This is a genomic window from Nocardia sp. CA-129566, assembly GCF_050956075.1.
Lineage (GTDB): Bacteria > Actinomycetota > Actinomycetes > Mycobacteriales > Mycobacteriaceae > Nocardia.
On record NZ_CP192085.1, the window covers coordinates 5,068,498 to 5,084,775 of the forward strand.

Below are 16,278 nucleotides of genomic sequence, written 5' to 3' on the forward strand. Positions count from 1 at the left end.
ACGCTAACCGAGCAGTTCGTCCACGTAGCACCACCGCCACGCCTCACCCGGCTCGACGCTGCGCATGACCGGATGCCCGGTGCTGCCGTAGTGCTTGGTCGCGTGATTGCCCACCGAGGAGTCGCAGCAGGCAATGTGCCCGCAGGACACGCACATTCGCAAATGCACCCAGGTCAGTCCCTCGGCCAGGCATTCCTTGCATTCATCGGGTTCGTTCGGCTCGAGCAGCAGCGGCGCGGCCTGCAGATGTTCGCACGAGTCGGCCGCCGCGGGCGCGGCCAGTGGTTCGACACGCTCCTCCTCGGTTTCGTCGAAGCGGTCGATCATCGATTCCTCGAGGTCGAGCCGAGACAGCACATATTGCAGGATCTCGTAGTCCGCACCGCCGGAATCCCGCACGCGCAGTACGGTTTCCCGTTCCGCGCGCAACATCTCGAGTCGCAGCCGCCGATATTCCGCGGTCGGTGTCGCCAATTCCGATTCCGAGCGGCCGAGCCGCTCCCAGGCCGCATTGGTCCGCCCGGTGACTCGATCACGCAGGCTCTCGACGACCGCCGGCGGCGTATCCGGGGTGATGTGTTTTTCCAGTTCGGCGAGTCCGGCCGCGGTGGCCTGTTGCAACAGATTCGCCTTCTGCAGAGCATTTTCCGCGCGACTGGGTCCGCGCACGTGCAGCCGTCGCACCACCCACGACAGCGAAGTCCCTTGCAGCAGTAGCGTTCCCGCGACCACGACGAGCGCGAGCAGCTTCAGTACCGGCAGCTGCGGGGTATCGGCAGGCAGCAGCAACACCGCTGCCAGGGTGACCACCCCGCGCATCCCCGCCCACGACACCACCAGCGGATGGCTCAGCGGCACATCGGCATTCGACAAGCCGAGTTTGCGCGAGAGCACCGTCACCGGAAACACCCACAGTGGCCGCGACAGCATTGCCGCCAGCATGACCGCCACTGCCGCAACGATCAGGCTGCGGTGATCGAGTCCGCTGCCCCAGGCGCCCTCGATGATCGCGCGCATCTGCAATCCGATGATCAGGAAGACGACGCTCTCCAGAATGAACTGGATGGTGCGCCAGTTGGTGCGCTCGGCGATCCGGGAGGCGGCGCTCTGCCATACCGGCGCACCGTGGCCGAGGACCATGCCGCAGGTCACCACCGCGATCACACCGGAGGCCTGGATGCCTTCGGCGGGCAGGTAGGCGACGAAGGGCGCCAGAAACGACAGCGTGGTATCCAGCACCGGATCGGTGATGCGCCGCCGCAGCATCGCGAGCAGATAGGCGACCACGATGCCGACCGCGGCACCGCCGCCGGCGGCGAGCAGGAAGTCACCACCGGCCTTCCACACCGACACCGTCCCGGCGGCCGCCGCGATCGCGGTGCGCACCGTCACCAGCGCGGTCGCGTCGTTGAACATCGACTCGTCCTCGAGAATGGTGACGATCCGGCGCGGCATGCCGATGCGGCGCGCGATCCCGGTCGCGGCCACCGCGTCCGTCGGGGCGACCACCGCGCCCAATGCGACCGCGACCGCCAATGGCACCGGCAGCAGCCACCACACCACCGCCGCGACCGCGAACGTGCTGAACAGCACCAGTCCCACCGATAACAGCGCGATGGTGCGCGCATTGGCCCGGAAATCGACCAGCGAGGTGCGGATCGCGGAGGTGTAGAGCAGCGGCGGCAGGAATCCGAGCAGAATCACCTCCGGATCCGGATGCACCTCGGGCACGTGCGGCAGATACGACGCGACCACCCCGGCCAGCGTCAATACCAGCGGTTCGGATATCCCGAACCGTCGCGCGAGCGCCGCAAGCGACGCCGCCGAGGCGACTAGAACAACCAGGCCGATCGCGACATGCACGTTGGCATTCTCGCAGAGCAAATACCCGGCTCAAAAAGACCGCATGGTACGTGACACGGACAGTCAGGTCGGTTCCCCGGAACGGCTGTGGCGGTAGCGTTCGCGCGCAATAGTTGTCGGCACGAAGGAGGTAGACATGGAAGAGTTTGCGTCCTGGCGGGCGAGCGGGCGACGCCACACCCACCGCGGCCACCAGATCTTCTGGCAGGACAGCAGCGGGAGCGGCGACGGAAATCTGCTCTGCATCCACGGATTTCCCACCGCGTCCTGGGATTGGCATGCGCTGTGGCCGGGTCTGCGCGAGCGCTTCGCCCGGGTGATCGCACCGGACATGATCGGCTTCGGCTGGTCGGCCAAACCCCGCAACTACGACTACCGGATCGCCGATCAGGCCGATCTCCACGAGAACCTGCTGCGCGAGCAGGGGATCTCGCGCGTGCACATCCTGGCCCACGACTATGGCGATACCGTCGCCCAGGAGTTGCTGGCCCGCGATGCACAACGCCGCGCCGACCACGACGACTCGCTGGTGATCGAATCGGTATGCCTGCTCAACGGCGGGCTGTTCCCCGAGACCCACCGGGCTCGGGTGGTGCAGAAGCTGCTGGCCAGTCCGCTCGGACCGCTGATCGGGGTTTTCGGCACCGAACGGGTCTTTCGCAGCAACCTCGCCGCGGTCTTCGGACCCGACACCCGCCCCAGCACCACCGAACTGGACCAGTTCTGGATCCTGTGGTGCAGCAAGCACGGGAAGAGCAATGGGCACAAGCTGATCAGGTATATGGGTGAGCGCAAGGCGAACCGGGAACGCTGGGTGGGCGCGCTGCGCGATACTCCGGTTCCGGTCCGGCTGATCGACGGGCTGATCGACCCGGTCTCCGGTGCGCATATGGTTCGCCGCTATCGCGAGCTGATTCCGAATCCGGATGTCGTGGAGTTGCCGAAGGTCGGTCATTATCCGCAGCTCGAGGCCCCCGAGGAAACCCTGGCGGCGGTGCTGGAGTTCCACGCCAGCCACGTGCAATAGGACGTCACCAGCCACGTAACCGAGGACACCACCAGCCGGGTGAGGCAGAACAGCCCCAGCCAGGCGACGAATGACAGCACCGGCCAGGTGACCTGCGGCGCGGTCGCTCCCGCCCGCTTGCGTATCCAACGATGGCCGGAGCATGCCGTTTTGTCCGCGGGCCGATCGCATCCAGCCGCACGCCATCGTCGGCGTGCGCCGGTGCGTCGTCTGCGCGCTCGACCAGGCATGACCACGCGATTATGGCGTGTCCCATACCATGACTACATGGCAGCGACACGCCGATCGAATAAGGATGCTCCGGCGCGCCCACGGGTACGGGACGCGCGGCGGCGGATGATCGAGGGCACGATCGAATCCCTGCGTATCCACGGCGCGAGCGCTACCAGTGTGGACCGGGTGTTGGCCAGTACCGGCGCGCCGCGCGGTTCGGTCTATCACCACTTTCCCGGCGGTCGCACCCAGCTGATCTCCGATGCCCTGACCGCGGCCGGCGCCTCGATGTCGGAATTCATCGAGGCGATCACCCGCGATAACGACCCGATGCTCGCCCTGGACATGTTCGTCGCGCTGTGGCGGCGAACCCTCATCGACAGCGATTACCGCGCGGGTTGCCCGATCTTCGCCGTCGCCGTCGAAACCAATGACGACGCACCGGGATTCGCCACGGCCGCCGCGGCGATCTTCGCCCGCTGGAATACCGCCCTGACCGACCTGTTGGTCCGCCACGGCTTGGACCCGGCGCGCTCGCGCCGCCTGGCCACCCTGACGGTCGCCGCCGTCGAGGGTGCGATCGCCCTGTGTCGAGTCGAACGCGATACGGCCCCGCTCGAGGACACCGTCGGCGAACTCCAGGCACACCTCGCCGCCGCCATCGGCACTCCCGGCGAATAGCCGCAGGTCGCGGCGCCCCAGCGCGCCGATCGATCGGCAGCGTGTCTTGACATCCCGATTATGGTGGAGACCATAGTCGGTGCCGGGTAGGTAGCGAGAAGGGTTCACCGCGCCCGTCGCCGATGCGCCGACCCGAGGAGACGCCGATGTCGCGAGCAACCGAGCTCGACCTGGAGACGATCGACCTGGCCCGCAACGGGAGAGTGCTCACCGCGACCATCGTCGCGCCGCCGCTGAACTTCGTCACCCCCACCGTCGTGCGTGATCTGGATCTGCTCACCACGGCCGCCGACACCGATGACACGGTCGGCGCGATCGTGCTCACCGGCGGGCTGCCGGGACGCTTCCTCACCCATGCGGATCCGACCGCGCTGACCGGCATGCTCGCGATGCCGCATCCGTTCCTGCCGGCCCGCGCGCTCGCGCCGCTGATTCCGGTGCTCAATACCGGTCTGCGGGTGCCGGGCGCGGCGCGGATGCTGGAGCGCTTCGGCGGCGGCCTCGGCACCGGCATGGTGTGGGGCCATCGCTGGAAGCGAACGACCATGCGCATGAACCGGTCTCGCGTGGTCTACCTCGCCGCCATCAACGGTCCGGCCCTCGGCGGTGGCCATGAGATCGCCCTGGCCTGCGATATCCGCTATGCCGCCGACGCCGACCACGTCAAACTCGGCCAGATCGAGTCCATCGCCGATCTGATTCCCGGCGGCGGTGGCACCCAGCGCCTGCCGCGGCTGATCGGTGCGGCCAAAGCGATCGAACTGACCCTGGAAGGCGCACCGCTCAGCGCGCAGGAGGGCCTGCGCCTGGGGCTGGTGCACCGCCTGACCACCGAGGACGATCTGCTCGCCGAAACCAGGGCCACCGCCGCCCGCCTGGCCGGCCGCAACCCGGTCGTCATCAAGGAACTCAAACGCGCGATCTACTTCGGCACCGAAAAGTCGCTGTCACGCAGCCTCGACCACGAACTCGCCGCCTTCCTGTCCACCGGCAGCAGCAAAGCCGCCACCCGCACCCAGGACGCCTTCTTCGACGATTTCGCCCGCCTCGGCGATACCCCGTTCCTCGCCGATCCCAAGGCATGGATCGACGGCACGCGCGTCGACCAGACCAGTTGACCAGCCCTACGGCGCCGACCCACACCGACCCACAGGAGCAGTATGAGCACCGCCGCGCCACAAGGCAGCCGAGTCCAACCAGCCGATCCCGTCGGCGATGTCGAGCAGTCGCAGCGCGAGCAGCACGCCAATGCCGCTGCCACACAAGGCAAGTGGCACAAGAGCGCCTGCATCCTGTGCGAGAACAACTGTGGGCTGTTGATCCAACTCGACGGTCGCAGCTTCGCCAAGATCCGTGGCGACAAGGACCACGTCGCCTCCGCCGGATACACCTGCAACAAGGCGCTGCGCTTGGATCACTATCAGAACGGCGGCACCCGCCTGACCGCTCCGCTGCGCCGCGAGGCCGACGGCAGTTTCACCGAAATCGATTGGGATACCGCGATTTCCGAGGTCGCCGCGCGGCTGTCGGCGGTCAAGGAGACACACGGCGGCGAGAAGATCTTCTTCTACGGCGGCGGGGGACAGGGTAACCACCTCGGCGGCGCCTACAGCGGCGCCCTGCGTCGGGCACTGGGCAGCCGCTACCGCTCCACCGCGCTCGCTCAGGAGAAGACCGGTGAGGGCTGGGTCGACGCCCATCTGACCGGCGGCCACACCACCGGCGACTTCGAACATGCCGAGGTGTCGGTATTCCTGGGCAAGAACCCCTGGCAGTCCCACGGTGTGCCACGCGCGCGCACGATATTGCAGCAGATCGCCAAGGATCCGGCCCGCACCATGATCGTGCTCGATCCGGTACGCACCGAAACCGCCGATCTGGCCGATATCCACCTGCAGGTCCGCCCCGGTACCGACGCGTGGTGTCTGGCCGCGCTGCTGGCGATCCTGGTCCAGGACGATCTGCTCGACCACACCTTCATCGCCGAACACCTCGACCAGGTCGACGCGGTCACCGCCGTGCTGCGCGATATCGACATCGCCGCCTACGCCGAAACCTGCGGTGTCCCGGTCGAACTCCTGCGCACCGCCGCACACCGGATCGGTACCGCGGGCAGCGTGGCCACCTATGAGGACCTCGGCGTCCAGCAGAGCCCCAACAGCACCCTGATCTCCTATCTGAACAAGCTATCTTGGCTGCTCACCGGAAATTTCGCCAAACCCGGTGCCATGCAACCACATTCATGGATGGCCCCATTGGCGGGCTACAGCCGCGACATCAAACACAGCCCGGTCAGCGCCGCGCCCATCCTCGGGGGCATGGTCGCGTGCAACTCGATCGCCGAGGAGATCCTCACCGACCACCCCGACCGGTTCCGGGCGATGATCATCGAATCCGCCAATCCCGCACATTCGCTGGCTGATTCGGCCAGCTTCCGCGCCGCGCTCGATGCACTGGATCTGGTCGTGGTCATCGATGTCGCGCTCACCGAAACCGCACGTCACGCCGATTATGTGCTACCCGCGGCCAGCCAGTTCGAGAAGTGGGAGGCCACCTTCTTCAATCTGGAGTTCCCGCACAACACTTTTCATCTGCGCGCGCCGGTGCTCGACCCGCTGCCCGGCACCCTGCCCGAACCCGAGATCTATGCCCGCCTGATCCGGGAACTGGGCACCGTCGGGCGCACCCAGCTGGCCGTGCTGCGCACCGCCGCCAAACTCGGCCGCCGCCCCTATGCCCTGGCCTTTGCCGCATTACTCGCCCTGGACAAGAAGATCGGCGGGCTCGCCCCGTATCTGCTCTACGAAACGCTCGGCCCGACCCTGCCCGATGGGGCACGCTCGGCCGCGGTGCTGTGGGCGCTCGCGCAGCGGGTCGCCCGGGTGCATCCGGCCGCCATGCGGCGCGCTGGCCACGCCGATGCCGACGCCCTCTTCGACGCCATCCTCGCTGGCCGCTCCGGGGTCACCTTCACCGTCGACGACTATCCGGACGCCTGGGATTACCTGCCGCAGCCCCGAATCCCCTTGGCAATTCCGGAATTGCTGCACGCCCTGCGCGAACTTCCCAGCACCCCGGCCACGCACACCACCGCCGAATTCCCGTTCGTCCTGGCCGCGGGTGAACGTCGTTCCTTCACCGCCAACACCATCTTCCGCGACAACAGCTGGCGCCGCCGCGATCCCGAAGGCGCACTGCGTCTCAACCCCGCCGACGCCGACGCCCTCGGCCTCGCCACCGGCGACCACGCCCGCATCACCACCCGCCGCGGCAGCGCCGTCGCCGCCGTCGAGATCAACGACCGCATGCAGCCCGGTCACGCGTCACTGCCCAACGGCCTCGGCCTCGACCTGCCCGACGGCACCCGCACCGGAGTGGCCGCCAACGAACTCACCGATGCCGCCTGGCGCGACGCGATTGCCGCAACGCCGTGGCACAAACACGTTCCCGCGCGCATCGAACCGCTGCAAGCCACGTAGCCGCCAGTCCGTGCGCGTCGGTCCGCACGCGTCGGGGTCCCGGTGGAAACGGCGCGAAAAGCAACCCCGCGGTGCCGGTTCTGCACCGGATCACGCTCGGCGTGCGGGGCCATCCCTGCGGGTCCACCGGGCGCGGCCCGTGTGTGGCTCACGCCGAGCGGCGCCGGGTTGGGCGCTCGTCATGCTCCAGTGCTTTCGTGCCTATGGCGACACCGTAGAGTCGGCGCATGGTTTTTCAGCTCGAGCTGCAACCTGCCCCACCCCTGCACCTGACGCCGCAATGCGTGGTGCACACCGGAACCGTGCGACTATTCGAGACCGGGACGCTCATCCACACCTCCGGCGCACCCGCCGAGCGGTTCGGCTTCTTCCTTCCCAACACCCACCCCCTGCCCGAGGACGCACCCGAACCACGACTCTGGGCCGAGATGCATCTGATGACCGCCACCGCCCCCTCCGCGTCCGGAAACTTTCCCTTCGGCGTCGCCCACGCACACGCGGCCTACGTCCCCGACCCCCGCCACGCCCTGCACCGCTGGCTGCATCTGACCGCCGCCGCCCACCCGGCCCGCGAGGTCCGCCTCGGCTACCGCATCACCGTCCAATTGCCGTAGCCCGCCATATCGGTGCCCATTCGCATCGGCCCGGTCAGTCGTCCACCCAAGTGCAGAACGACATCACCTGAGGCCGTATCGGTTCTCGAGGCCGGACCGCGCCGCCGATCTCGCCTGTCGATCCGGCCAGCACTCGCGAGCGAGCCCGAAACCGCAGGCTCGCGAGCCGACCTAGCGAAAACCGCTCCCGGGAGCCGTGCTGATGCTGGATGCGCTGCTGAGGCAATCGCTCATGGGGACAGGGGGTCGATACCAGTGGGACACAATGGGATCGATCAACCTTTTGTACGTGTGTGGACAGTAGGGGAGCTCGGTATGACTAGAAAATTGCACTACGTCGGAACGCTGCCCGCGGAGTTGGTGACCAGTGATCGCGTTGTCATGCAGTGGGTCATCGACCATAGCGAGGGTCACGCGGTGACGGCGGTCCCCCGAGATCTGGATCCGGACTGGATCATGGAGTACCTGCTGGCACGCAAGGACCAGGATGTGTTCGAGGTCAGGCGGCAGGGGGAGTACGCCGATTACAGCGACTTCCCGTCCTATGGTCTGCGCTCGGGCCATAGGCTGGAGCGCCAGCACGTGAGTATGGATCGGATCGACCGGATCGGTGAGGTCGTCGCCGCATTCAACACGTTGCAGGGCGACCGTGCGGAGCTGGGTGCCACGAAAGTACAGATCAGCCAACCCAATCCGCTGGATCTGGCCATGTTCGTATTCGCAGGCGCGGCGGTCTCGAACGGGTTTCCTCTCGGACGAGCGCTACGCCGCTCGGGTCTGTTCATCGCGGCGCTTCGGCATCTGCCCGTGTTCGCTGACGCGGTGCTCGAGGAGATGAGGACGGTCATCGCACAGCACGGTGACCGTGTCGTGTTCCAACTCGAATCCCCTCTGGCGCTGCTGAGCATGGTGAAAGCGCAGCAGTTGCACGCGCAGTGGGCGATCGCCCCGCTGGTCGCGCGGCAGCTCGCGGGCGTGATCGAGCGGATGCACGAGATCGCCGCCGACATTGTGGTGCACCTGTGTTACGGCGACTACAAGCACAAAAGCTTGCTGTCACCGCGCGATCTCGCCCCTGCGGTGAACCTTCTCAACTCGACTGCGCGACAGCTGAACAGGCGCGACGTCGCGCTGCCGCCAGTGCACATTCCCTGTGCGTACGGTGCCGAGCCGGCACCGCAGGATCGCGCCTTCTATGCTCCGTTGCGCAGACTCGATCCGGGCTGGCGGCTGATCGCGGGTGTCGTTTCTCCGGACTCCGCCGAAGACAGCGCCCGCGCGCTGACGCATTTCGAACAGGCCTCCGGCCGAACCGCTTACGGGGTCGGCACCGCATGCGGGCTCGGCCGATGCAGTGCCGAGGACGCGGCGCTCGCGGCCGCGAACATGATCGCCGTAGCGCTCGCCGACGAAACGCACGGCTAGGGCCGTCGGCTGAGCACGGATCGCGCGGTCCGGGAGCAGGCGCTGTGCGCGAGCCCGGGCGGCGCGATCGAGCACACCCTTCGTAGGGACGGCGGGTGACCGTCGGTGTCGTGTCACCGGACGCCGGTGGCAATGCCGGGACCCTCGGAAGCTTCGCAGAGGAGTCGGACCGAACCGCTTACAGCGTCGCGTCCGCGTATGGGATCGACGGGTGCAAGTCGAGGCCGCAGAACAGACAGCGGTGACCACAGCCGCCACAACGCGCACTGGCAATGCACACGGATCGGGGCTCGGCGATGTGTCGATCTCTCGTCGCACCCATGCACCCGATGCTGCGCTCTCGGACAACAGGATTGACATCCGATCCAGCCGAGCCACGGGCAGCGCGCGGGCCAATCCAGTTGTCGCGCTGGGTGATCCGACGCACGCGCAAGCGGTCACCCTCACGTAGCTGGACTACCGCCCGGTAATGGGCTCCGCCGCATGGCTATCCGCGCGCGAAGGACCCTCACCCAGAGCCGGCCGAGTGCTGAGGTGAAGTTCACCGCCGCAATGATTCTGGATGGAACCAGTCGTGTGCCGGGTGGGGCGGCCGTAGTCTAAATGCCATAGGGAGAGTGAGGTGATGACCTACGACTTCGATGATCACCGCCTGGCCGAGCCATTACATTCCCAGCTGCGATACCGCCTAGCTGGCTAAATAGCCTTCCCCCGCAACGGTTTCTGCGTCGACCCCACTATCTTGTTCGGAGCGTCGCCCGTCACCTCGAGTGACGACGGTTAAGCGTGAAAGTCTCGTTCGGGGATTTCAGCGACCCCTCAGTCACCGCGAGTTCGACACCAGCATCCCGCTGAATTGCATTCTCCTAGTTGAGAACTCGTCATCGATTGCTACAATCAATGACGTGCGTCGTTACCGTGGCTAACCAATGGCAATGCTTAGCTCGGGTGTGTCTACGACCGTGGACGGCCCGGAGTTGGTTCGGTCACCGGTGCCGACGCACGATCCTTGTCGGCAGATCCAGGGAGTTCGCATGAACATTCCGCACGTTCTGGTCATCGGTGGCGGCCCAGCCGGTTCGACCACCGCAGCCACGCTGGCTCGGGCAGGAGGTTTCCGAGTAACAGTCCTGGAACACGACGAACATCCGCGGTATCACATCGGAGAGTCGCTGCTGGCGTCGTGTTTGTCGACGTTGCGCGTGTCCGGCGCCTACGACGCGGTTGCCGCACACGGCTTCCAGGTCAAGCGGGGCGGCTATTTCCAGTGGCAGACCGACCACTGGCTGTTGGACTGGTCTCGGTTGGTCGACGAGGACGCGTGGTCGTGGCAGGTCGATCGTGCCGACTTCGACCACATCCTGCTGAAAAACGCCCGCGAACAGGGCGCGGAGGTGATCGAGCGAGCCACCGTCACGAATGTGATCACCGACGGTGAGCGTCCCACGGCCGTCGAGTGGACCGTCCGCGGTGACGACACGATTCACACAACCGAGTTCGACTTCCTTGTCGACGCCTCCGGCCGGGCAGGTGTGCTGGCCAAAAAGGGACTCCTTCAGCGCGAACAACTTCCGGGATTCCGCAATGTCGCGGTCTGGTCGTACTGGGAGGGCTCACACCTTCATCCGGATAGTCCAGAAGGCGCGATCAACGTGGTCTCCACCCCCGAAGGCGGTTGGTTCTGGCACATTCCGCTGGCGGGCGGCCGCAACAGTGTCGGCTATGTCGTCGCCACCAGAAAGGCCATGGACAAGATTCGGGAGCGCGGACTCGAGCAGTACTACCTCGACACAATCGGCGAGAGCGCACCCATGGGTGAAATGCTCACCGGCGCAACCCGGGTCGCGGAGGTTAAGGCCGAGACCGACTACTCCTACACCTCCGACAAGTTCTGCGGACCAGGGTGGGCCGTCGTCGGTGACGCGGCGGCATTCCTGGATCCGTTGCTATCCACCGGAGTACACCTAGGTACCTACGGTGGGCTGGTCGCTGCGGCGTCGATCGCGAGCATCCTGCGATGCGATCTGGATGAGGCCGAGGCCCTCGGCTTCTACCAGCACACCCTCCGGCGCGCATACACGCGATTCTTTGTGTTGGTCTCGCGAATGTATGAGCAATACATCGGTGCCGATGAGTACTTCGGACACGCCAGCAGACTTACCGAGGCGCAAGAAGGCGACACTCCGGAGACGTCGTTCACCAAGATCATGTCCGGGCTGACCGACATGCGCGAGTCATCGGGTGAACAGCAGCTCACCGGATCCGACACCCTCATGTCCGAGGTCGGTCACCTCTACGATGAATCAGCCAACCTCAACTACATGGGCGGCGACAGCAAGCACAACACCGGTCTGGATATGTCGCCTGTCTGGGATGTCTGGCGTCGCCCGTTCTCCGGAATGGCCGACGGTGAATTGCGCGTCACCGACGCGCCTCTGGGACTGACCAAACAGCCACTCACCACTGAAGAAATTCAGCGATGGACGCGGCCGGTCCGTCCGCCGAAGCCTGTCGGCGAGCCTGTGCATTGAGCAGCGGCGCTGACAGATTCTCGTGAGAACCGCTGTGCGGAGCCGGCTGTGACGGTCATGCATTCCGGCCCCGAGCTACCGGGCGATTCCTCGCCCGATAGCTCGGATGTCCGGATGATCTCGGACGCGATCGGGCGATTCGGACACCCGGTCACCCGGATGCTGTTGGGCAGTACAGGTTTCACCATGCCCGCACTCGAGGCGATCGTCGGCGCGGAGCTCCACGTCCAAGTGGTGTGCCAAGGCGATGTCGCGGCCAGCGCGGTACCGGCCACTGCCACCGTGCCGTTGGAGGTGTCCGGCATCGATCGTGTCCTCGTGCGCCGGTCCTGTTTGATCACTGCCGACATGGTGACCGCATCGGTCAACGATGTCGTCGCGGTGCGCGAACTGGCGGCCGCGTCCGGAATCGACGCTCTGCACATTCCGATCGGGACGGGGCTGATCTCTCGTGGTGTATCCCAACGCCGCCGCATGCTGCGAGCGGGACTCATGAGTTGGCCGGATGGTCGACCATGCGCGATGAGGGCCTATGTCATGGAGCTCGAAGACCGGCCCGTCTGCTACATCCGCGAGGCCTTCAACCCCGATGTCATCCCACCGGACCACAGCCAACTATCCGGCGATGATCTCCGACCGCGCTAGAGCAGCGGGCGGCAGATCGACGAATCTTCCACCGATCGCCACGCTTGTAGTGGGCCGCGAGCCATTTCATTCATTCCGGTCACGTCGAGGTAGGGAGCTGCGATGCCATCGCTACTGGAGATCACCACCCGCCTGTTCCTGCAACTCGCGGTCATCCTGGTGACCTATCGGCTGCTGTGGCCCCTGCTGCGGCGGTTGGGGCAGGTGCAGGTGGTGGTCGTCATGGTCGCCGGATTCCTACTCGGTCCCTCGGTTCTCGGGTCGGTGTGGCCCGCCGCTCAGCAGTGGCTGTTTCCGATCAGACTCCACATCGGCGACACCAGCATCGTCCACCCGAATCTGACCGCGATCTATGTGGTCGGGCAGTTGGGGCTGATTCTCTACATGTTCCTGGTGGGGTCGTCGTTCGATCTCGATATCCTGGGCTCGCATGTGCGGCAGGCCGGGGCGACATCGGCGGTGGGTGTCGCGGTGCCGATGGTGCTGGGGGCGGTGGTCGGTTGGTGGCTGGTGGGGCAGGGGCGGTATTTCACCGACAGGATGGCGAATTGGCAAGGGGCGCTGTTTCTTGCGGCCGCGGTCGCGGTGACCGCGTTCCCGATTCTGGCCTGGATCATCTACGATTCTGGACTGCTGAAGACGCGGTTGGGCACGATGTCGCTGGCGTGTGCGGCTGTCGATGACGCGTGTGCGTGGATCCTGCTGGCCGTTGTGGTCGCCACCGCGAAGGACAGCCTGGGTGGCGCGTTCCTCGCGGCCGGTGGGGGTTTGGCGTATGTGCTGTTCATGGCGGTGATCGGACGGCGAATGCTGGCCCGTCTCAGCACGTGGACCCCGCGCCCGGGTGATCGCGAACGCACGGGTGGTCTGCCGGTCGGGCCGTTGGTGGTGGTGCTGGTTGTGGTGTTGCTGGCGGCGAGTTTCACCGACTATGTCGGCATCCATTCGGTGCTGGGCGCATTCGTTGCCGGTCTGTGTATGCCGCGCGGGCAGTTGCTGGACCGTATCCGTGAACGGCTGGAACCGCTGGTCAGCTATCTGTTGTTGCCGGCGTATTTCATCTATACCGGACTCAACACCACGCTGAGTCTGGTCTTCGATCCGGCGGTGCTCGCGGTGACCGCGCTGGTGTTGGTGGTGTCGTTCGTCAGCAAGTTCGGTGCTATCGGCTTGGTCGCCCGGACGCAGGGGATGGGATGGCGGGAGGCGGGTGCGATGGGTGCGCTGGCCAACGCTCGCGGGTTGATGGAACTGGTGCTGTTGAACATCGGACTGTCGTCCGGGCTCATCACCGCCGAGCTCTACACGATCCTTGCCCTCATGACATTGGTGACCACCTTCGTCGCGACCCCGCTGCAGCGGATGTTCGAGCGCAGCGCATGGAAGAACGGAATGGTCTTCGGGCCGAATGGCGAGCAGCGCAAGGAAACCGTCGCATCGACTCTGCTGCGGGATCGTGGGACTGGGACAACGACCGAGCGCAGCGACGAACACGAGCGCAGCGGTGAGGCCACCTAGCCCGCGAGGCACCGAAATTTGTCGGCATACCTTATGCCCTACTGCGACAAGTCCGTTCCTGTGCCTCTGGACCGATTGGGATCGATCACAGCGACGCGATCCGGTTCAGCGACGCGCCGGACTCGTTGAGCCCCCTTGCGGTCGACAAGGACTCAGGTGGGCCACCGTGGCGGCGGAGTGCATCGGCCGCCTCTGCATTGTCGCGGCATTCGAAAAGCGGTGCCGACAACGCGATCTCGTTGTCTTCGCAGGCCCCACAGTGATCTGACCGATCACGCCCGCAGGGCGCTGCGCCAACTCGGCCAACCGGCGAATCCAGCTTCTCTACGCCACCGGAACACCTCACCCGACTTCTGCAGATCATGTTGGTGCGCAGTCACATCCATGTGCCGACATATCGAACTGGTCAGTGCCGACCGTGCTGCGGCCGGGTGCCCGATCGCCGAATCCGACAGCACCGCACCGGATTCAGCACTCCACCTGCCCACCGCCGACCCGGACGCTGGCCGTCGAATAGACGATCGCGAAGGGCGAGCGGAACGAGGTTGACGCTACAACGTTCGCAAGCACTACCGGCCACTCGTTGCTATGTTGCTAGCGTGGGCGAGTCGCCGGGTTCAGAACAGGTCTGGAAGGCTGTCGTTGCGAACGCTCAACGACCCGACACACCGCTGCCCTCGCTCGAGGCACCTGAACGAGGGATGTGCACGCGCTCACCGATGAAGTCTTGCTTGTCCAATTCCTGCCCTCGTCTGGAGTCATGTCTTTGACCACACCACAGTCCCCAACGTCCGCGCCCGGCACCGTCACTGCGCCCGGAGTCTGCCCCGTCCAGCACGAATCGTTGGGCGACACCGACATCCGAGTACCGTTGTACACCCCGGATTTCGTGGCTGACCCACATCACACCTACAGCGAGATGCGACGCAAATACGGAACGATTGTTCCGGTCCTGTTGGCACCCGGTGTAAAAGCGACCCTCGTGATCGGCCACTCCACCGCGGTCAGAATCCTGAACGACCCCAACCACTTTCCGGCCGATCCACGAACATGGCAGAAGAGCATTCCTGAGGACTGCCCGGTCCGGCCGATGATGGCGTGGCTGCCGGCCGCGCGGAACAACGACGGCTTGGAACACAAACGCTTCCGGGATGCCTCCGTCGCGGGCATCGACGGGATCGCCACGGACACTTTGCCTTCCCTCGTCGAGAAGGCCGCCGTCCCGGTGATCAACACCTTCTGCCGGGCAGGCAACGCCGACCTGGTGCGACAGTACGCCTTTCCGCTTGTCCTGGAAGTGCTGAACCAGATGGTCGGCTGCCCGGCCGAAATCGGGCAGCGGGTCGCGGCCGGAATGGCCGCGAGATTCGACACGGTCAAGAGCCGCGAAGGCATGATCATGCTCAAACAGGCACTGATGGAGCTGATTCGGCTCAAGCGCGAACAGCCCGGCGACGACGTCACCTCGCGGATGGCGAACCATGCCGCCGGGCTCAACGACGAAGAGATATTCGCCCAGCTGATGTCGTTCTATGGCGCCGGTTTCGAAGCACAGCGCAATCTGATCACGAATGCACTGCTGCTGATGATCACCGACGACCGATTCGCATTCGGCAATGTGCTCGGCAGGAACCTGTCGACGATCAACGCTCTTGACGAGATTCTGTTCAACGACCCGCCCATGGCGAACTTCTGCACAACCTACCCGCGGCAGCCGGTAATGGTCGACGATATCTGGTTGCCCGCCGATCAGCCGGTCGTCATCAGCCTTACCGCCTGCAATAACGACCCCAAGATCCGCAGAACCAACGACTCGGAGGAGAGCAGTCTCGGCAATCGCTCACATCTGGCATGGAGCGCAGGGCCACACGCATGCCCCGCCAAAGACGTGGCCTACCTTACGGTCCAGTTCGCCATCGATCTGCTGTTCGATGCCCTGCCCGACATCGAACTGAACGGCCGTGTGGACGAGCTGATCTGGCGGCCGGGCCCGTTCCACCGGGCTATGACAGCACTTCCGGTCACTTTCTCACCGTCTCCGCCGATGAATATCGTGTAGATCTCCTCTGGTTGGTGCCCAGCATCAGGAACAGCCGGGCCGTTCTGCCAGGTGCCATCGCGGCGTATTCGTCGACGGCCGCAGCACGGCAGTGGCCCGGAGGTTCACATCGGATCCGCCATCACCGGCGCGGCCTGAGCCTTCCTCGCGACGATCTCGTGAATCTCGTTGTCTGCATACATCTTTGATCGGTGCTGGGTCAGTCCATGCCCTCACCCCGGGC

General features: G+C 65.5%; 11 protein-coding genes. 10 read left to right on the forward strand and 1 reads right to left on the reverse strand.

Translation table 11 applies throughout. The features are described from left to right. Positions 1-3 precede the first annotated feature (3 nt). Entirely contained in the window at positions 4-1,863 is a 1,860-nt protein-coding gene (locus tag ACQP0C_RS21935; RefSeq protein ID WP_433722577.1) for a Na+/H+ antiporter, read from the reverse strand. Between the two features lie 136 nt (positions 1,864-1,999). On the opposite strand from ACQP0C_RS21935, the gene ACQP0C_RS21940 reads away from it, so the two are divergent. The 10 genes from ACQP0C_RS21940 to ACQP0C_RS21985 all read left to right on the forward strand — a co-directional run bounded on the left by ACQP0C_RS21940 (position 2,000) and on the right by ACQP0C_RS21985 (position 16,055). Further along, a complete protein-coding gene (locus ACQP0C_RS21940) occupies positions 2,000-2,890 on the forward strand; it encodes an alpha/beta fold hydrolase (protein WP_433722579.1) in 891 nt (296 codons plus the stop codon). A gap of 267 nt (positions 2,891-3,157) precedes the next feature. Then, a complete protein-coding gene (locus ACQP0C_RS21945) occupies positions 3,158-3,784 on the forward strand; it encodes a TetR/AcrR family transcriptional regulator (protein WP_433722581.1) in 627 nt (208 codons plus the stop codon). Between the two features lie 146 nt (positions 3,785-3,930). Further along, positions 3,931-4,902: an enoyl-CoA hydratase/isomerase family protein gene (locus ACQP0C_RS21950; protein WP_433722583.1), complete on the forward strand. Its 972-nt coding sequence runs from the start codon at positions 3,931-3,933 to the stop codon at positions 4,900-4,902. Positions 4,903-4,944: 42 nt separating this feature from the next. Further along, complete coding sequence (locus tag ACQP0C_RS21955; RefSeq protein WP_433722585.1) at positions 4,945-7,263, forward strand: molybdopterin-dependent oxidoreductase; 2,319 nt, start codon at positions 4,945-4,947, stop codon at positions 7,261-7,263. Positions 7,264-7,490: 227 nt separating this feature from the next. Next, the gene (locus tag ACQP0C_RS21960; protein ID WP_433722586.1) at positions 7,491-7,877 is read left to right on the forward strand and encodes a hypothetical protein; all 387 of its coding nucleotides are present in this window, start codon (positions 7,491-7,493) and stop codon (positions 7,875-7,877) included. Between the two features lie 315 nt (positions 7,878-8,192). Further along, a complete protein-coding gene (locus ACQP0C_RS21965) occupies positions 8,193-9,302 on the forward strand; it encodes a hypothetical protein (RefSeq protein ID WP_433722588.1) in 1,110 nt (369 codons plus the stop codon). Positions 9,303-10,336: 1,034 nt separating this feature from the next. Further along, positions 10,337-11,833, forward strand: coding sequence for an NAD(P)/FAD-dependent oxidoreductase (locus tag ACQP0C_RS21970; protein ID WP_433722590.1), 1,497 nt, complete (start codon positions 10,337-10,339; stop codon positions 11,831-11,833). A gap of 48 nt (positions 11,834-11,881) precedes the next feature. Beyond that, positions 11,882-12,478, forward strand: a complete 597-nt coding sequence (locus tag ACQP0C_RS21975; protein WP_433722592.1) for a hypothetical protein — start codon at positions 11,882-11,884, stop codon at positions 12,476-12,478. A gap of 102 nt (positions 12,479-12,580) precedes the next feature. Further along, complete coding sequence (locus ACQP0C_RS21980) at positions 12,581-13,996, forward strand: cation:proton antiporter (RefSeq protein WP_433722594.1); 1,416 nt, start codon at positions 12,581-12,583, stop codon at positions 13,994-13,996. A gap of 760 nt (positions 13,997-14,756) precedes the next feature. Next, positions 14,757-16,055, forward strand: a complete 1,299-nt coding sequence (locus ACQP0C_RS21985; protein WP_433722596.1) for a cytochrome P450 — start codon at positions 14,757-14,759, stop codon at positions 16,053-16,055. The last annotated feature ends 223 nt before the right edge of the window (positions 16,056-16,278 follow it).

What these genes read in the sequence shown, in the direction of transcription:
- ACQP0C_RS21965 (WP_433722588.1), top strand. Translation starts at nt 8,193, where the DNA reads ATGACTAGAAAATTGCACTACGTCGGAACGCTGCCCGCGGAGTTGGTG.
- ACQP0C_RS21960 (WP_433722586.1), top strand. Translation starts at nt 7,491, where the DNA reads ATGGTTTTTCAGCTCGAGCTGCAACCTGCCCCACCCCTGCACCTGACG.
- ACQP0C_RS21955 (WP_433722585.1), top strand. Translation starts at nt 4,945, where the DNA reads ATGAGCACCGCCGCGCCACAAGGCAGCCGAGTCCAACCAGCCGATCCC.
- ACQP0C_RS21950 (WP_433722583.1), top strand. Translation starts at nt 3,931, where the DNA reads ATGTCGCGAGCAACCGAGCTCGACCTGGAGACGATCGACCTGGCCCGC.
- ACQP0C_RS21970 (WP_433722590.1), top strand. Translation starts at nt 10,337, where the DNA reads ATGAACATTCCGCACGTTCTGGTCATCGGTGGCGGCCCAGCCGGTTCG.
- ACQP0C_RS21985 (WP_433722596.1), top strand. Translation starts at nt 14,757, where the DNA reads ATGTCTTTGACCACACCACAGTCCCCAACGTCCGCGCCCGGCACCGTC.
- ACQP0C_RS21980 (WP_433722594.1), top strand. Translation starts at nt 12,581, where the DNA reads ATGCCATCGCTACTGGAGATCACCACCCGCCTGTTCCTGCAACTCGCG.
- ACQP0C_RS21940 (WP_433722579.1), top strand. Translation starts at nt 2,000, where the DNA reads ATGGAAGAGTTTGCGTCCTGGCGGGCGAGCGGGCGACGCCACACCCAC.
- ACQP0C_RS21945 (WP_433722581.1), top strand. Translation starts at nt 3,158, where the DNA reads ATGGCAGCGACACGCCGATCGAATAAGGATGCTCCGGCGCGCCCACGG.